Below are 22624 nucleotides of genomic sequence, written 5' to 3' on the forward strand. Positions count from 1 at the left end.
TATTCACGGATGATATGGCCTTTCCAGCGCCGGCGTGGCTGAGCGCGTATAGGTTATTTTTAGTATTACATTGTGGTTTGCCTTGTGGCAGCCACCTGGATGGGATGATGACTGCTCCACGCCTTCCTTTATTTTTGATGCTCGCTGGCCTTTTGGGGTTGGCGGGCTGCACCACGCACCAGCCGGTGTCGCTGTACCAGCTGGATAGCGGAAATCCTGCGCAACCAGCGCAAAGTGCTGGCATGGCGGTGTTGCTCGGGCCGGTCGTGGTTGCCGATTACCTGCAACGTGAAACCCTGCTGCAACGCCAGGACGATGGCAGCCTGCAAGGCTCCATCGACGGCCGTTGGGCCGGTAGCCTGTCGTCGGATATCAACCAGTTGATGCTGCGCCAGGTGGCTGGCCACCTGGACAGCCAGCGTGTGGTGCTGTCGCCGGCGCCCACCAGCTTCTCGCCCGATGTGCAGGTCTTGCTGACCATCACGCGCCTGGATTCCGGGGCGTCGCAGCCGGCCATCCTTGACGCGCAATGGCGCCTGATCGACCGCCGCGGCCAGGTGCGGGACAACCGCATCGTGCATCTGCAGGAACAGCATGCTGGCAGCACGGCCTCCCAGGTCCAGGCCCAAGGCGTGTTGTTGCAGCGTTTGGCAGAACAGCTGTCGGTAGCCCTCAAGCCATTGGCCAACCAGCCACCGATTGCCGAAGCCCCGCGCAAACAGGCCCCGGCACCCGCCAAGCCGGCAGCCCCGGAAAAGCCGAAGATCCCAATGGCTTCGCCGATTCGCACCGACATGGAAGTGTTCCGCTTCTGAGGTAACAGCCCCCTGTAGGAGCGAGCTTGCTCGCGAAAAACTCAAGGGCAACGCGCTCATTCAGGATAAGCGCGTTAACGTTGACGATCTTCGCGAGCAAGCTCGCTCCTACACAGAGCCAATAAAAAGCCCACCCATGAGTGATCATGGGTGGGCTTTTTGTTGGGGGAGGATTCACCCCTTGTTGCGGGTCTCATGCATCCGCGCCAACTGGCGCTCCAGCATCGACGGATAAGGCTCCATCAACCGCTCTACACAGCACGCGCCTTCCGGGCTGGCAATCGGGCGGATGCGCGCGCGTTGGCGGATCAGCGCGTCGTCGCTGATCTTGCGCTCCACCAGCAGCAGGTTGCGGCTGTGTTGCGACAAGGCCAGGGCGTCCTGGGCGTTTTCGGTCAGCAGCAGGTCGATCTGGCTCATGCCATACAGGTCGTCGCCCAGGGTCAGGCCCAGTTGCAGTTGCAGGGTGATGCCGCTGTCAGCGACTTCAATTTGCAACGCATGGCCCAGGGCCCGCAGCAGCTCGCCGCAGCAGATGGCATTGGTCAGGTAGTCTTCGCCGCTGTCTTCGCTGTGGAACAGCATCAAGGTGCTGCCGTCGTTCAGGGTGTGCAGCTCGCTCTGGTACAGCGAGGCAGCCTGGTCGAGGCAGTCGCGGTAGCGTTCCAGCAGTTCGGTCAGGCGTGCACGGGGCAGGCGGCGCAGTTGATCCTGGGCGCCCAGTTGCACGGCCAGTACGGCGCTGTGTTGCGGCTGGGTGTTCTGGGAGACGGCAGGTGTCGGGGTCGGTAACGTTGCAGGCGTTGAGTCGTCGCGCAGGTCGGCAAACGGGTCGTCATCGTCCAGGCTGTCTTCGTCGGCCTTGATGACTGTGCGCGGTACTGGCTTGAGGCCGGCCACCGGCGCCGACTCGTCGAAGCTCGGGTCACGCAGGTTGCGCACTTCAAACTCGGGTTCGTCGTCGTAATCGGCGTCGTCAAACTCCGGTTCAGGCTCGACCTCCTGTACCACCGGCTCTGGAGCGAAGCTGGTGTGCAACTGGCGGGCAAGGTCGCCGATTTCATCCTGGCGGTCAGTGGCCGGGGTGTGCTCGTCGATATCGCGCAGCCAGATGCGCAACTGCATCAGGGGCGTGGAGATATGCCGGCCCAGGCGCAGGCTCAAGGCCAGGGCCAAGGCCAGCAGGATCGCGCTGAGGATGCCCATGCTTTGCAGGCTGATGGTCATCGGCTGCTGGAACTGTTGCATGTCCAGGCTGATGCGCAGTTGGCCGGCTTTCACATCCTGAAACGTGATATTGCTCTGGTACAGGCCTTCGGCTTCACCCAGCAGGCCGTTCTTCGGGCGTTGCCCGGCTTCGGCCATGATCCGGTTGTCCACGCTGTAGATGGCCGCGTGGGCCACCAGCGGGTTCTTGGTCAGGTTGTTGAGCAGCACGTTGAGGCTGAGGATGTCGTTGGACACCAGCAACTCAGTCGCCGAGGTGGCGGTCTGGGTCGTCAAGCTCTCGCCCAGGGCGTCGGCTTGCTCGTGCATGGCCTGTTTGAACTGCAAACCCATCACGCACGCATAGATCACCAGGGCCAAGGCGACCAGGATCACGTTATGGCTGGCGATGCGTAATGCGATCGGTACACGGCGGTGGCGCAGTGCCCGGAAGATCAGCAGGAAGAAGTTATCGGTTTTTACTGGCGTGGGCCGGTTCACTTGCGCTCGGCTCTTGGTCCGTGAAGTTGACGCGCAGTATAGCGACAGGCCCAAGACCGGCAAAGCGCTGGCTGTGCCCGATGGTCACTGAAAGTGGGTAGAATGCGGTTTTTTTCCAGCCCGGGGGTGCGCTTTGCGCGAAATTGTCCTGATTAACATCACAGGTGAGGACCGTCCGGGTCTTACCGCAGCCATTACTGGTGTCCTCGCCCAGGGTGGTGTGACCATTCTCGATATCGGCCAGGCCGTGATCCACGACACCCTGTCGTTCGGCATCCTGGTCGAGATCCCGAGCACTGAGCAAGCCTCGTCCGTGCTCAAGGACATCCTGTTTACGGCCTATAAGCTGGATCAGCAGGTACGTTTCACCCCGGTCTCCGAGGAGGATTACCAGCATTGGGTCGCTGGCCAGGGTAAAAAACGCCATATCGTCACGCTGTTGACGCGCCGGGTGACCGCTGAGCAATTGCAGCGGGTCAGTTCGATCACCGCGCAATATGGTCTGAACATCGATCATATCGACCGTCTGTCGGGCCGCATGCCGCTGGATATGCCGGCGGACCAGGGCAAGGGCTGTATCGAGTTTTCTGTACGTGGCGAGCCGGCCGATCCGCAGGCCTTGCGCGCCGAGTTCCTCAGCGTCGCCCAAGAGTTGAACGTCGACATCGCCTTCCAGGAAGACTCGCTGTTCCGGCGCAATCGCCGCCTGGCGGTATTCGACATGGACTCGACCCTGATCGAAGCCGAAGTCATCGACGAGTTGGCCAAGGCGGCGGGCGTTGGCGAGCAAGTTTCTGCGATCACCGAGCGCGCGATGGCGGGTGAGTTGGACTTTCGCGCCAGCTTCAAGGAGCGCCTGGCGCTGCTCAAGGGCCTGGACGTCAGCGTGCTGGATTCCATCGGCGCCTCGCTGCGCTTGACCGAAGGTGCCGAGACTCTGTTCGCCGAGCTCAAGCGCCTGGGCTACAAGACAGCGATTCTGTCGGGTGGCTTTACCTACTTCGCCAAGCAATTGCAGGCCAAGCTGGGCATCGACTATGTGTTCGCCAACGAGCTGGAAGTGGTGGATGGCAAGGTGACGGGCGTGGCGGTCGAGCCGATTGTCGACGCGCAGCGCAAGGCTGATCTGCTACGGGAGTTGGCGCACAAGGAAGGTTTGCGTCTGGAGCAGACCATTGCGGTCGGCGACGGTGCCAACGACTTGCCGATGCTGGCTATCGCTGGGTTGGGCGTCGCGTTCCGTGCCAAGCCGTTGGTCAAGCAGTCGGCCAAGCAGGCGATTTCGACGTTGGGGTTGGACGGTGTGCTGTATCTGTTGGGCTTTCGCGACCGCGACGGCCAACTATAAGCACCCGATCCCCTTGTAGGAATGGGATCGAAAATGTGGGAGCTGGCTTGCCTGCGATAGCGGTGTTGGATTTACCATCGTCATCGCAGGCAAGCCAGCTCCCACATTGATTGGGTTGCAGCTTCAAATCTGCTGGGGGATCAGGCCTTTGGCAGCGCGATACCCTGGCCCATCTGCACCGGCGTGCCTGCCGCCAGCTCTTGTGCCCACTGCACCTGGTCCGGGCCAAACAGCACGATCGCCGTGGAGCCAAGCTTGAAGCGCCCCAGTTCCGCACCTTTTTCCAGGTGGATCGGCGCACGGGCGGCTTCGTCGTAACGGAAGGTTTTCAACTCGCGCTTGGGTGGTGTTACCAACCCAGCCCATACGGTCTCGATCGACGCCACAATCATCGCGCCCACCAATACCACGGCCATCGGGCCGCGTTCGGTATCGAACAGGCAGACAACTCGCTCGTTACGCGCAAACAACTCCGGCACGTTTTCGGCGGTGGTCTGGTTGACCGAGAAAATCCGCCCAGGCACGTAGACCATTTCCCGCAGGGTGCCGGCCAATGGCATGTGCACGCGGTGGTAGTCCTTCGGCGACAGGTAGATGGTGGCAAAGTCACCGCCCATGAAGGGCGCAGCAACGGCCGCGTCGCCACCGAGCAATTCCAGCACGCTGAAACTGTGGCCCTTGGCCTGGAACACGCGCCCGTGTTCAATCGGGCCGAGTTGGCTGACTGCGCCGTCTGCCGGGCTCAACACCGCGCCCGGGGTCGGGTCCAATGGGCGCGCGCCATCTTTCAGGGCGCGGGTGAAGAAGGCGTTGAAGTGCTCGTAGGCGGTCACGTCCTCCACCAGGGCCTGGGACATGTCGACTTGGTAACGTTTGGCGAACCAGGTGGTGAAGGCATTCTTGAACCAGCGCACGCGGCACTCGGCAATGCAGCCGGCCAGGCGCGACAGCAGGTGATGGGGCAGCAGGTACTGGCTGAGGATAAACAAACGCTTTTTCATGAACTGTCCTTAAACCTTAAATCTCGACGGGGGTGTCGGGGTGGTTGCCCCATTCGCCCCAGGAACCGGCATAACCTTTGACTCGCGGATAACCGAGCGCCTTGGCCACCAGGTAGGTGAAGCCAGAACGGTGGTGAGTCTGGCAGTGGGTGATGATTTCTTTGTCTTTGGTCAGGCCCAGGCTTTCGAGGATCTGCGGCATGTCGCGGCGGATTCGCAGGTTGCGCGCCGTGTCCATGCCCGCAGTCCATTCGAAGTTCACTGCGCCGGGAATATGCCCGCCCTTGGCCGCAAGGACTTTCTCCCCCGAGTACTCCAGCGGCCCGCGTGCATCCCAGATCCCCAGGTCGGCAGCGCCGAGGCGGCTTTGCAGGTACTCGCGGGTGGCGGTGGGCTCGTCGTGCAGGGTCAGGCTGACCGGCCCGGCGACGGCGGCAACGGCCTCGGTGGACACCGGATGCTGTTCATCCAGCCACGCCAGCAGGCCGCCATCGAGGTAGTGATACTTCTTGTGGCCGATCACGTCGAGCAACCAGATGAACCGCCCGGCCCAGCCGCCGCCCTCGTCGTCGTACACCACGTAGGTGGCGTCCGGGGTGTGGCCCAGTTCGCCGAACAGCTTTTCCAGGTCGGCCTTGGCCGGCAACAGCCCCGGCGCGGGTGGCTGGCCCAGTTGGGTGCGCTTGGGATCAACGAAGTGCGCGCCGGGGATATGCCCTTGGGCATAACGGGCGGCGCTGGTGAGGTCCACCAGAATCAACTGCTCGGCGGCGAGGCGACCCAGCAGATCGCTGGGCTCGATCACCAGCGGCAAGCCAGAAAAGTCAGGCATGTGAGGTCTCCCGGGCACTAGGTTTGGGCGATAAAAGAGGGCGATTGTATCGCAAGCATCAGGTGGTGCGGTTGGTAAAGCAGTGCAGGGCTTTCTCGATGCATTGGGCGGTTTTGCCGAAGGCCTGCACGGTGGTTTCGGAGAACGGCCCGCCGCCCTGGTCGGCAATCATCAACATCACCACCCGGCCGTTACAGCTCAGGGAGCGCAACAGCAGGTGCTCGCCCACGAACAGGCGGCGCACGGAGGCAGGCAGCAGCGCCGCGAATTGTGCGTGATTGTCCGGGGTCAGGCGCACTTGTGCAGATTTCTCCAGCAAGCGTTGCAGCAGCGTGCTTTGTGCGGTCTCAAGGCTCAGATTGGCGGCGTCCTTGGGCAGGCCGTCGACCTGATGCACGCGCAACATGGTCAGGGCCTTGTCGGCCATCAGCAGCATGACGCGCTGCATGCCGCTGGCCACCAGGGCCTCCTTGGCGCAGGTGGTCAAGTGCATGGCGTTGGCGAAGCGGCTCGGCTCTACCAGCAACTCGCTGCACCGCTTGCGCCAGATCGCCAGGGCTTCGGCTGTGGGCGGTGGTGCTGGCAGCAGGCCGCGATGCACGCGCTGCACATGCCATGGCCAGATCAGCGCCAGCGCTGGATGCCAGAGGCCTGGGGTCAGGGTATGGCGGGCACTGATGGCGGCCTGTTGGTGCACTTGCTGCTGCACATCGGCCAGCGGTTGTTGCAGGTACAACGCCGTGAGGTACTGCCAGCGCTGGGTGTGCGGGCAGGTCCAGGACTCTTGCGCCGCCAGTGCCATGCCATTGGCCAGGAGCACGGTGTTGGCCGGCTGGTTCAGCCAGCGGCGCAACGCGGGATCGTCATCGAGTTTTTGCTGCTGGCTCAGCGGCACTTCATCGCGGGCGATGTGCAGGGCCTTGACCAGCAAACGTTGTTCCTTGAGCAGCAGTTGGTAGCCCTGAGACACCCAGATCGGCAAGCGCCAGGCCTCGGTCAGCCCCAGGCACAGCTCCAGCAGGCGCACACCAAACAGCTCCTGCTCGACCTTGCGTGCCGACTGGCCCTTGTGGATCACCCGCAGTTCCCATTCTTCGAGGAGCTTGGGGTAGGCCACGGCCATCGGCCACAGCGGCGAGAGAAACAGCAGGCTGCCCCAATGGATATCCTGCCAAAGGCGCGCCAGGCGGCTGGCGAACAGGCCGCTGGCTTGCTGCGAGGCATGTTGGCTGATCAGTTGCAGTTGGCGCAGGGCCACGGGGATTTCATTGAGTGGCACTGACGGCAGGCGTGCGAGCAATTCTTCGGTGCGCTTGAGGCCGAGGCGGTTGATCGCCACTTCAAGGTTTTCTGCGGGTTCCGCCAGGCTGCCGTGGGCCTGGTTATTGGCTTCGCGCATGACGCTCAGGACCAGTGCCGGGCTGTCTTGCATCAGCTCTGCAATATCTCGCAACGAACGGCGGCTGTCGCCGATGGCCTTGCACACGGCCATGTGGCTCGCTTGCGGGACGGGCAGGTGAATCTCGTCCAGGCGCTTTATCCAGCCGGCCAGAGAGTTGGGTTTTGTAGTTGGGACTGTCGTTTCGTTTGCCATGATTGGGGCGCGATCATCACTTGCGGTCAACACGCCCGGAGCGGGCCGAACTGGCTTTTCGCCTTAACGGGCTATAGTCTGGCGCAGTTTTGCCGATAAGTAGAAGAAGAGTTTTTAGATCTTCCGAATATGTCCATGAACCCGACGGCGCAAGTACTCATCCCCTATGGCTAAAATTATCGGCATCATCGTCGTCATCGCAAGCGTGCTCGGCGGATACGTTCTGTCCCACGGTAAAATTGCTGCGCTGATCCAGCCCTTCGAAGTGCTGATCATCGGCGGTGCGGCGTTTGGCGCTTTCCTGCAGGCTAACCCAGGCTACATGACCATGCACGTGGTCAAAAAGTCGCTGGGTATGTTCAGCTCGCGCTTTTCCCACACGTTCTACCTGGAAGTGCTGGGCCTGGTCTACGAGATCCTCAACAAGAGCCGCCGTGAAGGCATGATGGCTATCGAAGCTGATATCGAGGACGCCGCGGCGAGCCCGATCTTCGCCAAGTACCCGGCCGTGCTCAAAGACGACCGCATGACGGCCTACATCTGCGACTACCTGCGCATCATGTCCTCCGGCAACATGGCCCCGCACGAGCTGGAAGGCTTGTTCGACATGGAACTGTTCAGCCTCAAGGAAGAACTCGAACACCCATCCCACGCCGTGACCGGCATCGCCGACGGCATGCCCGGCTTCGGTATTGTCGCGGCGGTACTGGGTATCGTGGTGACCATGGCGTCCCTGGGCGAAGGCGACCAGGCCGCGATCGGCATGCACGTTGGTGCGGCGTTGGTGGGGACCTTCTTTGGTATTCTCGCCGCTTATGGTTTCTTTGGTCCGCTGGCCACCTCCCTGGCCCACGATGCCAAGGAAGAGCTCAATATCTACGAAGCCATCAAGGCGTCGCTGGTGGCATCCGCTTCGGGCATGCCGCCGTCCCTGGCCGTGGAATTCGGGCGCAAGGTGTTGTATCCGAAGCACCGTCCGAGCTTTGCCGAGCTGGAACAAGCAGTTCGCGGTCGCTAAGCCATGGAAAACAACCAGCCAATCATCATCAAGCGCGTCAAGCGCTTCGCGGCCGGGCACCACGGCGGCGCCTGGAAAATCGCGTTCGCCGACTTTGCGACGGCGATGATGGCGTTCTTCCTGGTGCTGTGGCTGATGTCCACTGCCACCCCTGAACAGAAGATCGCCATTGCCGGTTATTTCAAGGATCCCATCGGCTTCTCCGAGAGTGGTACGCCGTTTGTGATCGACCTGGGTGGTTCGCCTGAGTTGGCTCCCGAGCGCACCATCAACCCGGAAGTGCAAACCGAAGCGCCCCAGGAAAACATCCCGATCGAACGCCAGACCGTCGAAAGCATGGCCGAACAGGTCGAGCAGGAGCGCCTGGAATTGTTGCTGCAAGAGTTGCAGAACAAGGTGGATGAGAACCCGCAACTGCAAAAATTCAAGGACCAGATCCACTTCCAGATCACCCCGGATGGCCTGCGTATCCAGATCATGGATGCGGCTAACCGCCCGATGTTCGATTCTGGCAGTGCGCGCTTGAAGCCTTACTTCGAAGACATCCTGCTGGCCATGGCCGACACCATCAAGGCAGTGCCGAACAAGATCAGCGTCAGCGGCCACACCGATGCCAAGCCTTATTCGGGCCTGGGTGATTTCGGCAACTGGGAGCTGTCTGCCAACCGCGCCAACGCTGCGCGTCGTGCCCTGGTGGCCGGCAGTTATCCGGATACCCAGGTAGCGCGCGTGGTGGGTTTTGCTTCATCGCAGCTGTTTGATGTCCAGGACCCGTTCAACCCGGTCAACCGGCGCATTGATATCGTCGTGCTGACCAAAAAGGCCCAGCGTGCGATTGAAGGTGATCAGGTACCCACACCGCCAGTGCCGACCCAAGGCGATGGCGCGCCGGGCGAAGTGCCGGTTGACCCGAACGCGCTGCCGCCAGAGCAGCAGCCGTTGCCAGCGCATGAGTTGCGCCAGAAGCTCAATCTGTTTGATGAGGGTGGGGTGAAGGCTCCCGGAGAAGCCCCGGCCGGGAGCTGATGCGCTTTGTGTGGGAGCGGGCTTGTGTGGGAGCGGGCTTGCTCGCGAAGACGTCGGCCCAGTAAACATTGAGGTTGGCTGACCCACCGCTTTCGCGGGCAAGCCCGCTCCCACACAAGCCCGCTCCCACACATGCGTGTGCCTACAACTTAATAGCTGCTCTCTGGCAAGCTGGCGATGATCGAGCGATAGCTGTTCATCCGCTGCTGCTGCACGCGCCCATCTTCCAGCGCCTTGAGCAAGGCGCAACCCGGCTCGCGGTCATGCTTGCAGTCGCGGAAGCGGCAGGTGCCGATCAAGTCGTTGAACTCGATAAAGCCGGCTTCCACGTCGCTGCGGCTGACGTGCCCCAGGCCGAATTCACGGATGCCCGGTGAGTCGATCAACTCGCCCCCGCCCGGGAAGTGAAACAGGCGTGCGGTGGTGGTGGTGTGCGTGCCCTGGCCGGACAGTTCCGACAGCGGGCCGACGCGGGTCTCGACTTCCGGTAGCAGGCTGTTGACCAGCGACGACTTGCCCACGCCCGACTGGCCGACGAACACGCTGATGCGCCCGTCCAACTGCTGTTGCAGTTGTTCCATGCCATTGCCATGGTGCGCGGAGACTTCCAGTACCGGGTAACCCAACTGCCGATAAACCGCGAGCAGCGCATTCAGCGCTGGCGCGTTTTGTTCGTCGATCAAGTCGAATTTGTTCAGCAGCAGCAGGGGCCGGATACCCGCGTGTTCGGCGGCCACCAGGTAGCGGTCGATCAGGTTGGCGTGGGGCTCGGGCAGCGGGGCGAAGACGATGACAATCATGTCGACGTTGGCCGCTACCGGCTTGAGCTGGCCACGGCTGTCGGGGCGACGCAGTTCGGTGGTGCGCGGCAGTTGCGCGACGATCACCCCGATGCCCTGGTTGCCGGCACGCCAGACGACTTTGTCGCCGGTTACCAGCGCCGGCAGGTTGGCGCGCAGGTGGCAGCGGGAAACCTGGCCCGCCAGTTCGCCTTCCAGCGCCTCGACTTCGACCTGTACCCCAAAGTGCGCGATTACCAGGCCCGTTTGCTCGGGTCCCAGGTCGCCGCCCTCCAGCGCTTCCACGGCAGAGGACTCACGTTTGGCGGCGCGGGCAGCGCGTTCACCCTGGATCTTTTCGATGCGCCAGTTTTGGCGACGGTTGAGCTGGCGTTTGGCCATTGGTGTTCCGTGTCGATAATGCAAAAGGTTGGGTAAAACGGTCGCGAGTCTAGCACGCCGCCGCCTGCTAAACTGCGCAGCTACGCCAAGGTGCCAAGGAACTACGACATGCAAAACCCACAGAACCTGATTTGGATCGATCTGGAAATGACCGGTCTGAACCCTGACACCGACGTCATCATCGAGATGGCGACCATTGTCACCGACAGCAACCTCAACACCTTGGCCGAAGGTCCGGTGATCGCTATCCACCATAGCGACGCGGTGTTGGCCACTATGGACGAGTGGAACACCCGCACCCACGGCAACTCGGGCCTGACCCAGCGTGTGCGCGACAGCCGCATCAGCATGGCCGAGGCTGAGGCCGAGACGATTGCCTTCCTGGAAAAATGGGTGCCCAAGGGCAAGTCGCCGATCTGTGGCAACAGCATCTGCCAGGACCGCCGCTTCCTCTATACCCATATGAAGGCACTGGAAAGCTACTTCCACTACCGCAACCTTGACGTGTCGACCTTGAAAGAACTGGCCGCGCGCTGGGCGCCGGAGGTCAAGGACAGCTTCCACAAGGGCAGCACCCACCTGGCCCTGGACGATATCCGCGAGTCGATTGCCGAGCTGCAGCATTACCGCAAGCATTTCATCAAGGCCTGATCCTACCGTTTGGCAGGTTTGTTGTGGGTATGTCGTGGCGAGCGGGCTTGCCCCGCGCTGGGGCGCGCAGCGGCCCTAATTCAGCCACTGCAACCCTTCGGTCGGATATCATCGCCCAATATCGGGGCTGCTACGCAGCCCAGCGCGGGGCAAGCCCGCTCGCCACCACACGCCAGCTCTGCACAATATTCCTGCAAGGATCGCCATCATGCTGTTGATGCTCTACCTCATCGCCATCACCGCCGAAGCCATGACCGGTGCCTTGTCCGCCGGTCGGCGCGGCATGGATTGGTTCGGCGTGGTGCTGATCGCGTGCGTCACAGCCCTTGGCGGCGGTTCGGTGCGTGATGTGCTGCTCGGCCACTACCCGCTGACCTGGGTCAAACACCCGGAATACCTGGTGCTGACCTCAGTCGCGGCCTTGGTGACGATCTTTATCGCGCCGCTGATGCGCCATTTGCGTTCACTGTTTTTGGCGCTGGACGCCGTGGGCCTGGTGGCCTTTACGCTGATCGGCTGCATGACGGCCCTGGAAATGGGCCACGGCATGCTGGTGGCTTCGGTCAGCGGCGTGATTACCGGGGTGTTCGGCGGCATCCTGCGGGATATCTTCTGCAACGACATTCCGCTGATCTTCCGCCGCGAGCTGTACGCCAGCGTGTCGTTCCTCGCGGCCTGGTGCTACATGCTGTGCATCTACCTCGAACTGCCCAGCGAGCAAGCTATCCTGCTGACCCTGTTCAGCGGTTTTCTGCTGCGTCTGCTGGCGATCCGCTTTCATTGGGAAATGCCCAAGTTCGTCTACAACGACGAGCACTGACGGATCGCGTGCTGGTTCAGTGCCCATTCCACATGTTCGCGGACCAGTTCAGAGGGGTAATCCCGGCGCGCCTTCAACGCTTCGAGCACCGGAATGCTGGAGGGCGCATTCCCCAGGCCCACGGCCAGGTTGCGTAGCCAGCGCTCGTAACCGGCACGGCGCAGTGGCGAGCCTTCGGTGCTGCTGAGGAATTTATCCTCGTCCCACATAAACAACTCGGCCAGTTCGGCGTTATCCAGGTTGTGGCGCGGCTTGAAATCGCTTTCTCCTGAAGGTCGGGCGAAACGATTCCACGGGCAAACGATCTGACAGTCATCACAGCCGAACACGCGGTTGCCAATCAACGGCCGCAGGTCTTCGGGGATCGCGCTCTTCAACTCAATGGTCAGGTAGGAAATACAGCGCCGGGCGTCCAGCACATAGGGCCCGACGAACGCATTGGTCGGGCAGATATCCAGGCAGGCGGTGCAGCGGCCGCAGTGTTCGGTGCTGTGGGGCGGGTCGATAGGCAGCGGCAGGTCGACAAACAGCTCGCTGAGAAAGAAGTAACTGCCGGCCTTGCGGTTGAGGACCAGGGTGTTTTTGCCGATCCAGCCCAGGCCGGCCTTTTCAGCGATGGCTTTTTCCAGCACCGGGGCGCTGTCGACAAAGGCGCGAAAGCCAAACGGGCCGATCTGGGCCTGGATGCGGTCGGCCAGTTGCTGCACGCGCTTGCGGATCAGTTTGTGGTAGTCGCGGCCCAGGGCGTAGCGGGAGATGTAGGCTTTTTCGGGTTGGGCCAGCAGTTGCGCCATTTGCGTGTCGCCGGGCAGGTAATCCATGCGCAGGGACACCACGCGCAAGGTGCCAGGTACCAGTTCGTCGGGGTGCGAGCGCTTGCTGCCATGGGCGCCCATGTAGTCCATCTCGCCGTGGTAGCCCGCGTCGAGCCAGCGCTGCAGGTGCTGTTCATGCTCGGCCAGGTCCAGGCCGCTGATGCCGACTTGTTGAAAGCCCAACTCGCGGCCCCAGTCTTTGATCGATTGGGCGAGGGCGGGCAGATCGGTGGTAATAGCAGGCATGAGACGAGAGAAACCGCAGGTTAGATGCGTATAATTCTGCCAGACATCGGAGCTTGAAGACGCATGCCGCAGACAAAACACGAAATAACCGACGTTCAGCCGCTGTTGCCTGGCCATTTGCCGCAACTGGCTGCGCGTTCCCCAGCGGCCCACAAGGGCCAGTTTGGCCATGTCCTGGTCATTGGCGGCGACCATGGCTTTGGCGGCGCGTCGCTGCTGAGTGCCGAAAGCGCGCTGCGCAGCGGTGCTGGCCTGGTATCCCTGGCGACCCGCAGCGAGCACGTCCCGGCAGCTCTGACCCGTTTGCCGGAAGTCATGGTGCGGGGCGTGCATTCAGCCAATCAGTTGATGGCCCTGCTGGAAAAAGTCTCGGTGATCGTTATCGGTCCCGGCCTCGGCGACATGCCGTGGGGTAAAAGCCTGATGTCGGTGGCTGCCAATGCCCGGCTACCCCAGGTCTGGGATGCTGATGCACTGAACCTGCTGGCCGCAGGCCATGTAGCTCTGCCGGGCGGTTGTGTGATCACTCCGCACCCTGGGGAAGCGGCGCGGCTGATGGGGATCTCGACAGCCGAGGTTCAGGCCGACCGGCTTAAGGTGGCGCGCGCGCTGAGCCAGAAATTCAATGCCGTCACGGTACTCAAGGGCGCTGGCAGCCTGATCGCCAGCCCGGATGGGCGGGTGGCACGTTGCGATCAGGGCCATCCCGCCATGGCGTCGGCGGGTTTGGGCGATGTGCTTGCCGGCCTCACCGGCGCGCTGCTGGCTCAGGGCATTCCGGCGTTCGAGGCCGCCAGCCTGGCGGTGTGGTTGCATGCCACGGCGGGCGACCGTCAGGGTAGTTTTGGTCGCGGCCTGGCTGCCAGCGACCTGATTCCCGCCATTCGTCAGTTGTTGGAGGAGCAGTCACCGTGTCTGAAGTAACGCTGTTTATTGCGGATGAGGAGGCCATGGTGGCTTTTGGCAAACGCATTGCCGAAATCACCCAGGGCGCGGGCCTGATTTTTCTGCAGGGCGATCTGGGTGCCGGCAAAACCACGCTGTCGCGCGGCATTATTCGTGGGCTTGGCCATACCGGCGCAGTAAAAAGTCCGACGTTCACTTTGGTAGAACCTTACGAGATCGGTGACGTGCGGGCGTTCCATTTCGACCTCTATCGCTTGGTGGATCCCGAGGAATTGGAGTACATGGGCATCCGCGATTACTTCGATGGCGATGCGTTATGCCTGATCGAGTGGCCGGACAAGGGCACAGGCTTTTTGCCAAAGCCTGACCTGACCATTACCATTACCCCGCATGACAATGGGCGTCAGTTGAAATTGTTGTCCCAGAGCGCGCGCAGTGAGTCCTGGTGCGCCGCTTTGGCTTTGGAATTCTAATAATGGGTGGGTTAGGTATGCGCTTTCGCGCGTTGGTTGCTGTCGTGGGGGTGTTGCTTGCGGCAATGACTGTCAATGCTCTGGCCGCTTCACAGGTAAAAAGTGTGCGCCTGTGGCGAGCGCCGGATAACACGCGACTGGTGTTCGACCTGTCTGGCCCGGTCCAGCACAGTGTCTTTACCCTGACGGCGCCTGATCGCCTGGTCATCGACATCAATGGTGCGACCCTGGCCGCGCCGTTGAAGGTTTCCACGGCCAACACGCCGATTACCGCGATGCGCTCGGCCCAGCGCACGCCGACCGACCTGCGGGTGGTCATCGACCTGAAGAAGGTCGTCACACCCAAGAGTTTTTCCCTCGCGCCGAACGCCCAGTATGGCAACCGCCTGGTGGTCGACCTGTTTGACAACCCGGCCGACGCGGCGCCAGCCCCTGCGCCAACGCCTGCTGTTGCCACGACGCCTGCGGTGCCGGTCAACCCTGCGCAGCCCCAGGTCAAGTTGCCACCGCTGCCGCCCGCACCGGCCGGCAAGCGTGACGTCATCGTAGTGATCGATGCCGGCCACGGCGGTGAAGACCCGGGCGCCTCCGGCTCCCGTGGCCAACACGAAAAAGACGTGGTCCTGGCCATTGCCCGGGAATTGCAGCGCCAGATCAACGGCATGAAAGGCTACCGCGCCGAATTGACCCGTACGGGTGACTATTTCATCCCATTGCGCGGGCGTACCGAAATCGCCCGCAAGAAGGGCGCCGACCTGTTCGTCTCGATCCACGCCGACGCCGCACCGTCGAAGGCCGCCTTTGGCGCCTCGGTGTTTGCCCTGTCGGATCGCGGCGCGACGTCTGAGACTGCACGCTGGCTGGCCGATAGCGAAAACCGCTCCGACTTGATCGGCGGCGCGGGCAACGTGTCCCTGGATGACAAGGACCGCATGCTCGCCGGTGTGTTGCTTGACCTGTCGATGACCGCCTCGCTGACCTCCAGCCTGAACGTCGGGCAAAAAGTCCTGACCAACATGGGCCGGGTCACGCCGCTGCATAAACAGCGGGTGGAGCAAGCCGGGTTTATGGTGCTCAAGTCGCCGGATATCCCGTCGATCCTGGTGGAAACCGGCTTTATCTCCAACGCCAACGAAGCCAACAAGCTGGCCAGTGCCAGCCATCAGCAGGCCCTGGCGCGTTCCATCAGCTCTGGCGTGCGTCAGTTCTTCCAGCAGAACCCGCCACCGGGCACCTATATCGCCTGGCTGCGCGATTCCGGGAAAATCGCCCAGGGCCCACGCGATCACCGGGTGCAGCCTGGCGATACGCTGGCCATGCTGGCTGTGCGCTTCCAGGTGTCGGCCGCTACCTTGCGCAGCGCCAACAGCCTGAAAACCGACGAACTGAAAGTCGGCCAGGTGTTGACCATCCCTGGCACTGAATTGGCAGCCCAGTAATGAGTGAATCGGTATTGAACAGCGCCTCGCGCATCGAATTGCTCAGCCCGCGGCTGGCCAACCAGATTGCCGCGGGTGAAGTGGTTGAGCGCCCGGCCTCGGTGATCAAGGAGCTGCTGGAAAACAGCCTCGACTCCGGCGCCAAGCGCATTGACGTGGATGTGGAGCAGGGCGGGGTCAAACTGCTGCGGGTGCGCGACGACGGCAGCGGGATTTCCTCCGATGACCTGCCGCTGGCGCTGGCGCGACATGCCACCAGCAAGATCCGTGACCTGGAAGACCTTGAGCGGGTGATGAGCCTGGGTTTCCGTGGCGAAGCGCTGGCGTCGATCAGCTCGGTGGCGCGCCTGACCCTGACTTCCCGCACCCGTGGCGCCGAGCAGGCGTGGCAGGTAGAGACCGAAGGTCGCGACATGGCCCCCCGGGTCCAGCCGGCGGCCCACCCGGTAGGCACTTCGGTGGAAGTGCGTGACTTATTCTTTAATACCCCGGCTCGGCGCAAATTCCTCAAGGCCGAAAAAACCGAATTCGATCACCTGCAAGAAGTCATCAAGCGCCTGGCCCTGGCCCGTTTCGACGTGGCCTTCCATTTGCGCCACAACGGCAAGACCATCCTCAGCCTGCACGAGGCCAACGACGATGCCGCGCGCGCCCGACGCGTATCGGCGATCTGTGGCGCGGGCTTCCTGGAGCAGGCGCTGCCGATTGAAATCGAGCGCAATGGCTTGCATTTGTGGGGGTGGGTAGGCCTGCCGACGTTCTCCCGCAGCCAGGCGGACTTGCAGTACTTCTTTGTGAATGGCCGTGCGGTGCGCGACAAGCTGGTGGCCCATGCGGTACGCCAGGCCTATCGCGACGTGCTGTTCAACGGCCGCCATCCGACCTTCGTGCTGTTTTTTGAAGTGGACCCGGCGGTCGTCGACGTCAATGTGCACCCGACCAAGCATGAAGTGCGCTTCCGTGATGGGCGCATGGTTCATGACTTCCTCTACGGTACCTTGCACCGAGCGTTGGGCGACGTGCGCCCGGATGATCAGTTGGGCGCGCCGATTGTCACTGCCGTCGTCCGCCCGACAGGGCCGGAGGCCGGTGAATTCGGGCCCCAGGGCGAAATGAGCCTGGCGGCCAACCTGCTGCAATCGCCGCAAGCCCAGCCGAGTTACCCGGCGGCGGGTTCCGGTGCAGGTGCCGGCTATCAATATCAATACACCCCGCGACCGCAATCGGCAGTGCCGGTGGCCGAGGCCCAGGCGGCCTATCGCGAGTTCTTTGCGCCGCTGCCCGGTGCCGAGCCGGGCGCAGTGGCTTTGCCGGAAGGTGGCGGTGATATCCCGCCCCTGGGTTATGCCCTGGCCCAGCTCAAGGGCATCTATATCCTCGCGGAAAACGCCCACGGCCTGGTGCTGGTGGACATGCACGCGGCCCATGAGCGGATCATGTACGAGCGCCTGAAGATCGCCATGGCCAGCGAAGGCCTGAGCGGCCAGCCGTTGCTGGTGCCGGAGTCGTTGGCGGTCAGCCAGCGCGAGGCCGATTGCGCTGAAGAGCACCTGGCGGTGTTCCAGAAGCTGGGCTTTGAGTTGCAGCGCCTGGGGCCAGAAACCCTGGCGATCCGGCAGATTCCGGCTTTGCTCAAGCAGGCCGAGGCCAATCGGCTGGTAGCTGACGTGCTGGCGGACCTGATGGAATACGGCACCAGTGACCGGATCCAGGCGCATATCAACGAACTGCTCGGCACCATGGCCTGCCACGGTGCAATCCGCGCCAACCGGCGCCTGGCCCTGCCGGAAATGAACGGCTTGCTGCGGGATATGGAAAACACCGAGCGCAGCGGCCAATGCAACCACGGCCGACCGACCTGGACCCAAATGGGCCTGGATGATCTGGACAAACTATTCCTGCGCGGCCGTTGATGAGCTCTCTACCTCCCGCCATCTTCCTGATGGGCCCGACGGCCGCCGGCAAGACCGACCTGGCTATCGAGCTGACCAAGGTCCTGCCGTGCGAGTTGATCAGCGTCGATTCGGCCCTGGTTTACCGGGACATGGACATCGGCACCGCCAAACCGTCCAAAGAGCTGTTGGCCGCCCATCCCCATCGTCTGATCGACATTATCGATCCGTCGCAAAGCTACTCGGCGGCGGATTTTCGCAGCGATGCCCTTGCCGCCATGGCGCAAATCACCGCGCGGGGCAATATCCCGCTGCTGGTGGGCGGCACGATGCTCTATTACAAGGCGCTGCAGGAAGGCCTGGCAGACATGCCGCCCGCCGATCCGCAGGTGCGCGCGGAAATCGAAGAAGAGGCTGCGCGCCTTGGCTGGCAGGCCCTGCACGAGCAATTGGCGGCGATTGACCCGGTGTCTGCCGCGCGCATTCACCCCAATGACCCCCAGCGCCTGAGTCGGGCCCTGGAAGTCTGGCGCGTGAGTGGTCAGACCATGACAGCCCACCGCCTCAGACAATCTGCGCAAAGTACTGACGCAGGCACCTCTGGACCGGGACAATTGCCCTATACTGTCGCAAATCTGGCGATCGCTCCGGCGAATCGCCAGGTGCTGCATGAGCGAATTGCACAAAGATTCACAATTATGTTGGAACAGGGGTTCGTAGAGGAGGTCGTAGCACTGCGTTCAAGAGGTGATCTGCATCCGGGATTGCCTTCGATACGTGCTGTAGGCTACCGCCAAGTCTGGGATCATCTGGATGGCAAGCTGACGTCAGCCGAAATGCAGGAGCGCGGCATTATTGCCACGCGCCAATTGGCAAAGCGCCAGTTCACTTGGCTGCGCAGCTGGACTGACTTGCATTGGCTGGACAGTCTGGATTGCGACAATCTGTCACGCGCCTTGAAATACTTGGGAACGGTCTCCATATTGAGCTGAGTCCTTGCAATTGCCGTCTATCCTTGGGGGTGTGACGGTCACAAACTATCTATTTTTCCGATTTTTTATTATTGATCCTTAAAGGAGTGCGGCACATGTCAAAAGGGCATTCGCTACAAGACCCTTACTTGAATACTTTACGTAAAGAGAAAGTTGGGGTTTCCATCTATCTGGTCAACGGCATCAAGCTGCAAGGTACGATCGAGTCTTTCGACCAGTTCGTTATCCTGCTGAAAAACACCGTCAGCCAGATGGTCTACAAACACGCTATCTCGACAGTAGTGCCGGTTCGTCCAATTCGTCTGCCTAGCGCAACCGAATCCGAACAGGGTGACGCTGAGCCAGGTAACGCCTGATAGGAGTCTCCTTTGTTCTTTGAGCGCCACGGTGGTGGTGAGCGAGTAATCCTCGTTCACTTGGATGGACAGGACCCTGAGGCGCGCGAAGATCCGCAGGAGTTTCAGGAGCTGGCAAATTCGGCCGGCGCCGAGACCGTCGCGTTTTTTAACGTGCCGCGTCATCGGCCAACCGCCAAATTTCTGATTGGCAGCGGCAAGGTCGAGGAACTGCGCGACCTGGTCCATGCCGAAGAAGCCGATCTGGTGATCTTCAATCACATCCTCACGCCCAGTCAGGAACGTAACCTCGAACGTGTGTTCGAGTGCCGCGTGATTGACCGCACCGGTCTGATTCTCGATATTTTTGCCCAGCGCGCCCGTACCCATGAAGGCAAGCTCCAGGTCGAACTGGCCCAGCTTGACCACATGAGCACCCGCCTGGTTCGCGGCTGGACTCACCTTGAGCGTCAGGGTGGCGGTATCGGCATGCGTGGCCCGGGTGAAACCCAGCTTGAGACCGACCGGCGTCTGCTGCGGGTTCGCCTGCGCCAGATCAAGGGCCGTCTGGAAAAAGTACGCAGCCAACGCGAGCAATCGCGCCGTGGGCGTACGCGTGCGGATATCCCTACCGTGTCCCTGGTGGGCTATACCAACGCCGGCAAATCCACGCTGTTCAACAACGTGACCAAATCGGACGTGTACGCGGCCGACCAGCTGTTCGCCACCCTCGACCCGACCTTGCGCCGTCTGGAACTCGACGACCTGGGGCCGATTGTGCTGGCCGATACCGTGGGCTTCATTCGCCACTTGCCCCACAAGCTGGTCGAGGCGTTCCGGTCTACGCTCGAAGAGTCGAGCAACTCCGACCTGCTGCTGCACGTAATCGATGCGGCCGAGCCTGACCGGATGTTGCAGATCGAACAGGTCATGGTGGTACTGGGCGAGATTGGTGCCCAGGACTTGCCGATCCTTGAGGTCTATAACAAACTCGATTTGCTTGAGGGTGTAGAGCCGCAAATCCAGCGTGACGAAAACGGCAGGCCCCAACGGGTCTGGCTCTCGGCGCGCGATGGTAGCGGTCTTAAGCTGCTCGAGCAGGCGATTGCCGAGTTGCTCGGTGGTGATTTGTTCGTCGGCACCTTGCGCTTGCCGCAGCGTTTTGCTCGACTGCGTGCTCAGTTTTTTGAGTTGGGCGCCGTACAGAAAGAAGAACACGACGAAGAAGGTGTCAGCCTGCTGGCTGTTCGTTTGCCTCGTTCGGAGCTCAATCGGCTGGTGAGTCGTGAGGGTGTTGTACCGACAGAGTTCCTCGAACAACACACTTTGCAATAAAAGCCTGAGAAAGCGGTTGTGCCGCTGTGGCAGGCATTCTGTAGCATTGGTCGGCGCGCCGTGGGTGCGTCTTTGCTTTATCAGATGGAGAGCGCTATGGCTTGGAATGAGCCGGGTGGCAACTCGAATAATCAGGATCCTTGGGGTGGTAAACGCCGCAATAATGGCGACCGCAAGGGGCCACCAGATCTCGACGAGGCCTTCCGAAAGCTGCAGGAAAGCCTGAATGGGTTGTTCGGTGGTGGAAAAAAACGTGGTGGTGACGACGGCGGTCGCACGAGCAAGGGCGGCGGCTACGGCCTGCTTGGCCTCGGTCTCGTGGCGCTGGCGGCTGTCTGGCTGTACAGCGCGGTCTATGTAGTCGACGAGCAGGAGCAAGCCGTGGTGCTGCGCTTCGGCAAGTACTACGAGACTGTCGGTCCAGGCCTGAACATCTACTTCCCGCCGATCGACAAGAAGTACATGGAGAACGTCACGCGTGAGCGTGCCTACACCAAGCAGGGCCAGATGCTGACCGAAGACGAGAACATCGTCGAAGTGCCGCTGACCGTGCAGTACAAGATCAGCAACCTGCAGGACTTCGTGCTTAACGTCGACCAGCCGGAAATCAGCTTGCAGCACGCGACCGAAAGCGCCCTGCGCCACGTAGTGGGCTCCACTGCGATGGACCAGGTGCTGACCGAAGGTCGTGAATTGATGGCCAGCGAGATCAAGGAGCGCCTGCAACGGTTCCTCGATACATATCGCACCGGTATCACTGTTACCCAGGTCAACGTACAGAGCGCAGCGGCACCGCGTGAAGTGCAGGAAGCCTTCGATGACGTGATCCGCGCCCGTGAAGACGAGCAGCGTTCGCGCAACCAGGCTGAAACCTACGCCAACGGCGTCGTGCCGGAAGCCCGTGGTCAGGCCCAGCGCATCCTTGAAGATGCCAACGGTTACCGCGACGAAGTCGTGTCCCGCGCCAAGGGTGAGGCTGACCGCTTCACCAAGCTGGTGGCCGAGTACCGCAAGGCACCGGAAGTCACCCGCGAGCGTCTGTACCTGGACACCATGCAGGAAGTCTTCACCAATACCAGCAAGGTACTCGTGACCGGCAACAAGGGTGGGCAGAACAATCTGCTGTACCTGCCGCTGGACAAGATGATCGAAGGTGGTCGTAGCGCTGGTAACACTTCGTCTTCCGCCAGTTCGACTGCCGCTGCCAACGAAGCGAGCGCCCGTGCGGCCGCTGACTTGCAGCAACAGCAAACACGTTCCAGGGAGAGTCGTTGATGAGCAATAAATCGCTGACCGCCCTGATTGTGGGTGTCGTCGTGGTCATCGCTGCCTGGAACTGCTTCTACATCGTGGCTCAGACCGAGCGTGCGGTGTTGCTGCAATTCGGTCGCGTGGTCCAGGCGGATGTCCAGCCAGGCCTGCATGTGAAGGTCCCCTACGTCAACCAGGTGCGCAAGTTCGACGCCCGCCTGATGACCCTGGATGCACCGACGCAGCGCTTCCTGACCCTGGAGAAGAAAGCCGTGATGGTTGACGCCTACGCCAAGTGGCGCGTCAAGGATGCCGAGCGCTTCTACACCGCGACTTCCGGCCTCAAGCAGATTGCCGACGAGCGTTTGTCCCGTCGTCTGGAATCGGGCCTGCGTGACCAGTTTGGTAAACGCACCCTGCACGAGGTGGTATCGGGTGAACGTGATGCGCTGATGGCTGACATCACGCGTTCGTTGAACACCATGGCCGAAAAAGAGCTGGGCATCGAAGTGGTCGATGTTCGGGTCAAGGCCATTGACCTGCCCAAGGAAGTGAACCGCAGCGTGTTCGAGCGTATGAGCACCGAGCGTGAGCGTGAGGCTCGTGAGCACCGTGCCAAGGGTAACGAACTGGCTGAAGGTATCCGTGCGGATGCCGACCGTCAGCGTCGCGTACTGTTGGCAGAAGCCTATCGTGAGTCTGAAGAGGCTCGCGGTGATGGTGATGCTCAAGCCGCGGCGATCTACGCCAAGGCTTACGGCCAGGACCAGGAGTTCTACGCGTTCTATCGTAGCCTGCGTGCCTACCGTGAAAGCTTCGCGAACAAAACCGATGTCATGGTGCTGGACCCAAGTAGCGATTTCTTCCGCTACCTGGAAAAGTCCAAGTAACCCGCTGACTGGCTGGTTTCACTCCGTCGGGCGGCTAAAACGCTCGGCGGGGTGATC

21 protein-coding genes are annotated in these 22624 nt (G+C 61.7%); 15 read left to right on the forward strand and 6 right to left on the reverse strand.

The features are described from left to right. Nucleotides 1-107 precede the first annotated feature (107 nt). Nucleotides 108-815 (forward strand): membrane integrity-associated transporter subunit PqiC, encoded by a 708-nt coding sequence (locus GDV60_RS03295; RefSeq protein WP_029299146.1) that lies wholly within the window; start codon nucleotides 108-110, stop codon nucleotides 813-815. A 174-nt stretch (nucleotides 816-989) separates the two neighbouring features. On the opposite strand, the gene GDV60_RS03300 is transcribed toward GDV60_RS03295, so the two are convergent. After that, nucleotides 990-2522 carry an AhpA/YtjB family protein gene (locus GDV60_RS03300; protein WP_029299144.1) on the reverse strand — a complete coding sequence of 511 codons (1533 nt, stop codon included), beginning with the start codon at nucleotides 2520-2522 and terminating at the stop codon, nucleotides 990-992. A 133-nt stretch (nucleotides 2523-2655) separates the two neighbouring features. Between GDV60_RS03300 and serB the strand changes: the two genes are divergently transcribed. Further along, nucleotides 2656-3870, forward strand: a complete 1215-nt coding sequence (gene serB, locus GDV60_RS03305; protein WP_092233037.1) for a phosphoserine phosphatase SerB — start codon at nucleotides 2656-2658, stop codon at nucleotides 3868-3870. 140 nt (nucleotides 3871-4010) lie between these two features. Here serB and asd read toward each other — a convergent pair whose 3' ends face one another. The 3 genes from asd to GDV60_RS03320 are packed head-to-tail and all read right to left on the reverse strand — an operon-like array spanning nucleotide 4011 to nucleotide 7297. Then, nucleotides 4011-4871, reverse strand: a complete 861-nt coding sequence (asd, locus tag GDV60_RS03310) for an archaetidylserine decarboxylase (RefSeq protein ID WP_070996440.1) — start codon at nucleotides 4869-4871, stop codon at nucleotides 4011-4013. A 16-nt stretch (nucleotides 4872-4887) separates the two neighbouring features. Continuing rightward, nucleotides 4888-5703, reverse strand: coding sequence for a rhodanese-like domain-containing protein (locus GDV60_RS03315; protein ID WP_070996439.1), 816 nt, complete (start codon nucleotides 5701-5703; stop codon nucleotides 4888-4890). Between the two features lie 58 nt (nucleotides 5704-5761). Beyond that, nucleotides 5762-7297 carry an HDOD domain-containing protein gene (locus GDV60_RS03320; RefSeq protein ID WP_029299137.1) on the reverse strand — a complete coding sequence of 512 codons (1536 nt, stop codon included), beginning with the start codon at nucleotides 7295-7297 and terminating at the stop codon, nucleotides 5762-5764. A 166-nt stretch (nucleotides 7298-7463) separates the two neighbouring features. On the opposite strand from GDV60_RS03320, the gene motA reads away from it, so the two are divergent. Next, nucleotides 7464-8315, forward strand: a complete 852-nt coding sequence (motA, locus tag GDV60_RS03325) for a flagellar motor stator protein MotA (RefSeq protein WP_029299136.1) — start codon at nucleotides 7464-7466, stop codon at nucleotides 8313-8315. Nucleotides 8316-8318: 3 nt separating this feature from the next. Further along, nucleotides 8319-9341 (forward strand): flagellar motor protein MotB, encoded by a 1023-nt coding sequence (gene motB / locus GDV60_RS03330; RefSeq protein ID WP_029299134.1) that lies wholly within the window; start codon nucleotides 8319-8321, stop codon nucleotides 9339-9341. Between the two features lie 149 nt (nucleotides 9342-9490). Here the strand turns inward: motB and rsgA are convergent, their stop codons facing one another. After that, nucleotides 9491-10522, reverse strand: a complete 1032-nt coding sequence (gene rsgA, locus GDV60_RS03335) for a small ribosomal subunit biogenesis GTPase RsgA (RefSeq protein ID WP_029299566.1) — start codon at nucleotides 10520-10522, stop codon at nucleotides 9491-9493. Between the two features lie 108 nt (nucleotides 10523-10630). Here rsgA and orn point away from each other — a divergent pair, with 108 nt between their 5' ends. Then, nucleotides 10631-11173, forward strand: a complete 543-nt coding sequence (gene orn / locus GDV60_RS03340; RefSeq protein WP_010213620.1) for an oligoribonuclease — start codon at nucleotides 10631-10633, stop codon at nucleotides 11171-11173. Between the two features lie 205 nt (nucleotides 11174-11378). Next, nucleotides 11379-11993 (forward strand): trimeric intracellular cation channel family protein, encoded by a 615-nt coding sequence (locus tag GDV60_RS03345; RefSeq protein WP_169851492.1) that lies wholly within the window; start codon nucleotides 11379-11381, stop codon nucleotides 11991-11993. On the opposite strand, the gene queG is transcribed toward GDV60_RS03345, so the two are convergent. Further along, complete coding sequence (gene queG / locus GDV60_RS03350) at nucleotides 11975-13054, reverse strand: tRNA epoxyqueuosine(34) reductase QueG (RefSeq protein ID WP_029299568.1); 1080 nt, start codon at nucleotides 13052-13054, stop codon at nucleotides 11975-11977. The genes GDV60_RS03345 and queG overlap by 19 nt on opposite strands. Before the next feature lie 63 nt (nucleotides 13055-13117). On the opposite strand from queG, the gene GDV60_RS03355 reads away from it, so the two are divergent. From GDV60_RS03355 to hflC, 9 genes are all read left to right on the forward strand, one after another. Continuing rightward, nucleotides 13118-13978, forward strand: coding sequence for an NAD(P)H-hydrate dehydratase (locus GDV60_RS03355; RefSeq protein WP_159906289.1), 861 nt, complete (start codon nucleotides 13118-13120; stop codon nucleotides 13976-13978). Continuing rightward, a complete protein-coding gene (tsaE, locus tag GDV60_RS03360) occupies nucleotides 13966-14433 on the forward strand; it encodes a tRNA (adenosine(37)-N6)-threonylcarbamoyltransferase complex ATPase subunit type 1 TsaE (protein WP_029299575.1) in 468 nt (155 codons plus the stop codon). The genes GDV60_RS03355 and tsaE overlap by 13 nt, the downstream gene beginning before the upstream one ends. A 17-nt stretch (nucleotides 14434-14450) precedes the next feature. Next, nucleotides 14451-15872, forward strand: a complete 1422-nt coding sequence (locus tag GDV60_RS03365) for an N-acetylmuramoyl-L-alanine amidase (RefSeq protein ID WP_029299576.1) — start codon at nucleotides 14451-14453, stop codon at nucleotides 15870-15872. Nucleotides 15873-15886: 14 nt separating this feature from the next. Further along, entirely contained in the window at nucleotides 15887-17785 is a 1899-nt protein-coding gene (gene mutL, locus GDV60_RS03370; protein WP_166647829.1) for a DNA mismatch repair endonuclease MutL, read from the forward strand. Beyond that, complete coding sequence (gene miaA, locus GDV60_RS03375; RefSeq protein WP_070996436.1) at nucleotides 17785-18756, forward strand: tRNA (adenosine(37)-N6)-dimethylallyltransferase MiaA; 972 nt, start codon at nucleotides 17785-17787, stop codon at nucleotides 18754-18756. Before mutL ends, miaA begins: the two co-directional genes overlap by 1 nt. Nucleotides 18757-18851: 95 nt before the next feature. After that, complete coding sequence (gene hfq, locus GDV60_RS03380) at nucleotides 18852-19112, forward strand: RNA chaperone Hfq (protein WP_010221594.1); 261 nt, start codon at nucleotides 18852-18854, stop codon at nucleotides 19110-19112. Nucleotides 19113-19124: 12 nt separating this feature from the next. Beyond that, a complete protein-coding gene (gene hflX / locus GDV60_RS03385) occupies nucleotides 19125-20426 on the forward strand; it encodes a ribosome rescue GTPase HflX (RefSeq protein WP_092233046.1) in 1302 nt (433 codons plus the stop codon). A 96-nt stretch (nucleotides 20427-20522) separates the two neighbouring features. Beyond that, nucleotides 20523-21701: an FtsH protease activity modulator HflK gene (hflK, locus tag GDV60_RS03390; protein ID WP_029299584.1), complete on the forward strand. Its 1179-nt coding sequence runs from the start codon at nucleotides 20523-20525 to the stop codon at nucleotides 21699-21701. Further along, complete coding sequence (hflC, locus tag GDV60_RS03395) at nucleotides 21701-22567, forward strand: protease modulator HflC (RefSeq protein ID WP_010213607.1); 867 nt, start codon at nucleotides 21701-21703, stop codon at nucleotides 22565-22567. Before hflK ends, hflC begins: the two co-directional genes overlap by 1 nt. Nucleotides 22568-22624 lie beyond the last annotated feature (57 nt).

It is taken from the genome of Pseudomonas sp. DTU12.1, from assembly GCF_009873475.1.
Lineage (GTDB): Bacteria > Pseudomonadota > Gammaproteobacteria > Pseudomonadales > Pseudomonadaceae > Aquipseudomonas > Aquipseudomonas proteolytica.

What these genes read in the sequence shown, in the direction of transcription:
- motB (WP_029299134.1), top strand. Translation starts at nt 8,319, where the DNA reads ATGGAAAACAACCAGCCAATCATCATCAAGCGCGTCAAGCGCTTCGCG.
- hflK (WP_029299584.1), top strand. Translation starts at nt 20,523, where the DNA reads ATGGCTTGGAATGAGCCGGGTGGCAACTCGAATAATCAGGATCCTTGG.
- GDV60_RS03295 (WP_029299146.1), top strand. Translation starts at nt 108, where the DNA reads ATGACTGCTCCACGCCTTCCTTTATTTTTGATGCTCGCTGGCCTTTTG.
- motA (WP_029299136.1), top strand. Translation starts at nt 7,464, where the DNA reads ATGGCTAAAATTATCGGCATCATCGTCGTCATCGCAAGCGTGCTCGGC.
- GDV60_RS03365 (WP_029299576.1), top strand. Translation starts at nt 14,451, where the DNA reads ATGCGCTTTCGCGCGTTGGTTGCTGTCGTGGGGGTGTTGCTTGCGGCA.
- orn (WP_010213620.1), top strand. Translation starts at nt 10,631, where the DNA reads ATGCAAAACCCACAGAACCTGATTTGGATCGATCTGGAAATGACCGGT.
- hfq (WP_010221594.1), top strand. Translation starts at nt 18,852, where the DNA reads ATGTCAAAAGGGCATTCGCTACAAGACCCTTACTTGAATACTTTACGT.
- rsgA (WP_029299566.1), bottom strand. Translation starts at nt 10,522, where the DNA reads ATGGCCAAACGCCAGCTCAACCGTCGCCAAAACTGGCGCATCGAAAAG.
- asd (WP_070996440.1), bottom strand. Translation starts at nt 4,871, where the DNA reads ATGAAAAAGCGTTTGTTTATCCTCAGCCAGTACCTGCTGCCCCATCAC.
- miaA (WP_070996436.1), top strand. Translation starts at nt 17,785, where the DNA reads ATGAGCTCTCTACCTCCCGCCATCTTCCTGATGGGCCCGACGGCCGCC.
- GDV60_RS03320 (WP_029299137.1), bottom strand. Translation starts at nt 7,297, where the DNA reads ATGGCAAACGAAACGACAGTCCCAACTACAAAACCCAACTCTCTGGCC.
- queG (WP_029299568.1), bottom strand. Translation starts at nt 13,054, where the DNA reads ATGCCTGCTATTACCACCGATCTGCCCGCCCTCGCCCAATCGATCAAA.
- GDV60_RS03355 (WP_159906289.1), top strand. Translation starts at nt 13,118, where the DNA reads ATGCCGCAGACAAAACACGAAATAACCGACGTTCAGCCGCTGTTGCCT.
- hflC (WP_010213607.1), top strand. Translation starts at nt 21,701, where the DNA reads ATGAGCAATAAATCGCTGACCGCCCTGATTGTGGGTGTCGTCGTGGTC.
- GDV60_RS03315 (WP_070996439.1), bottom strand. Translation starts at nt 5,703, where the DNA reads ATGCCTGACTTTTCTGGCTTGCCGCTGGTGATCGAGCCCAGCGATCTG.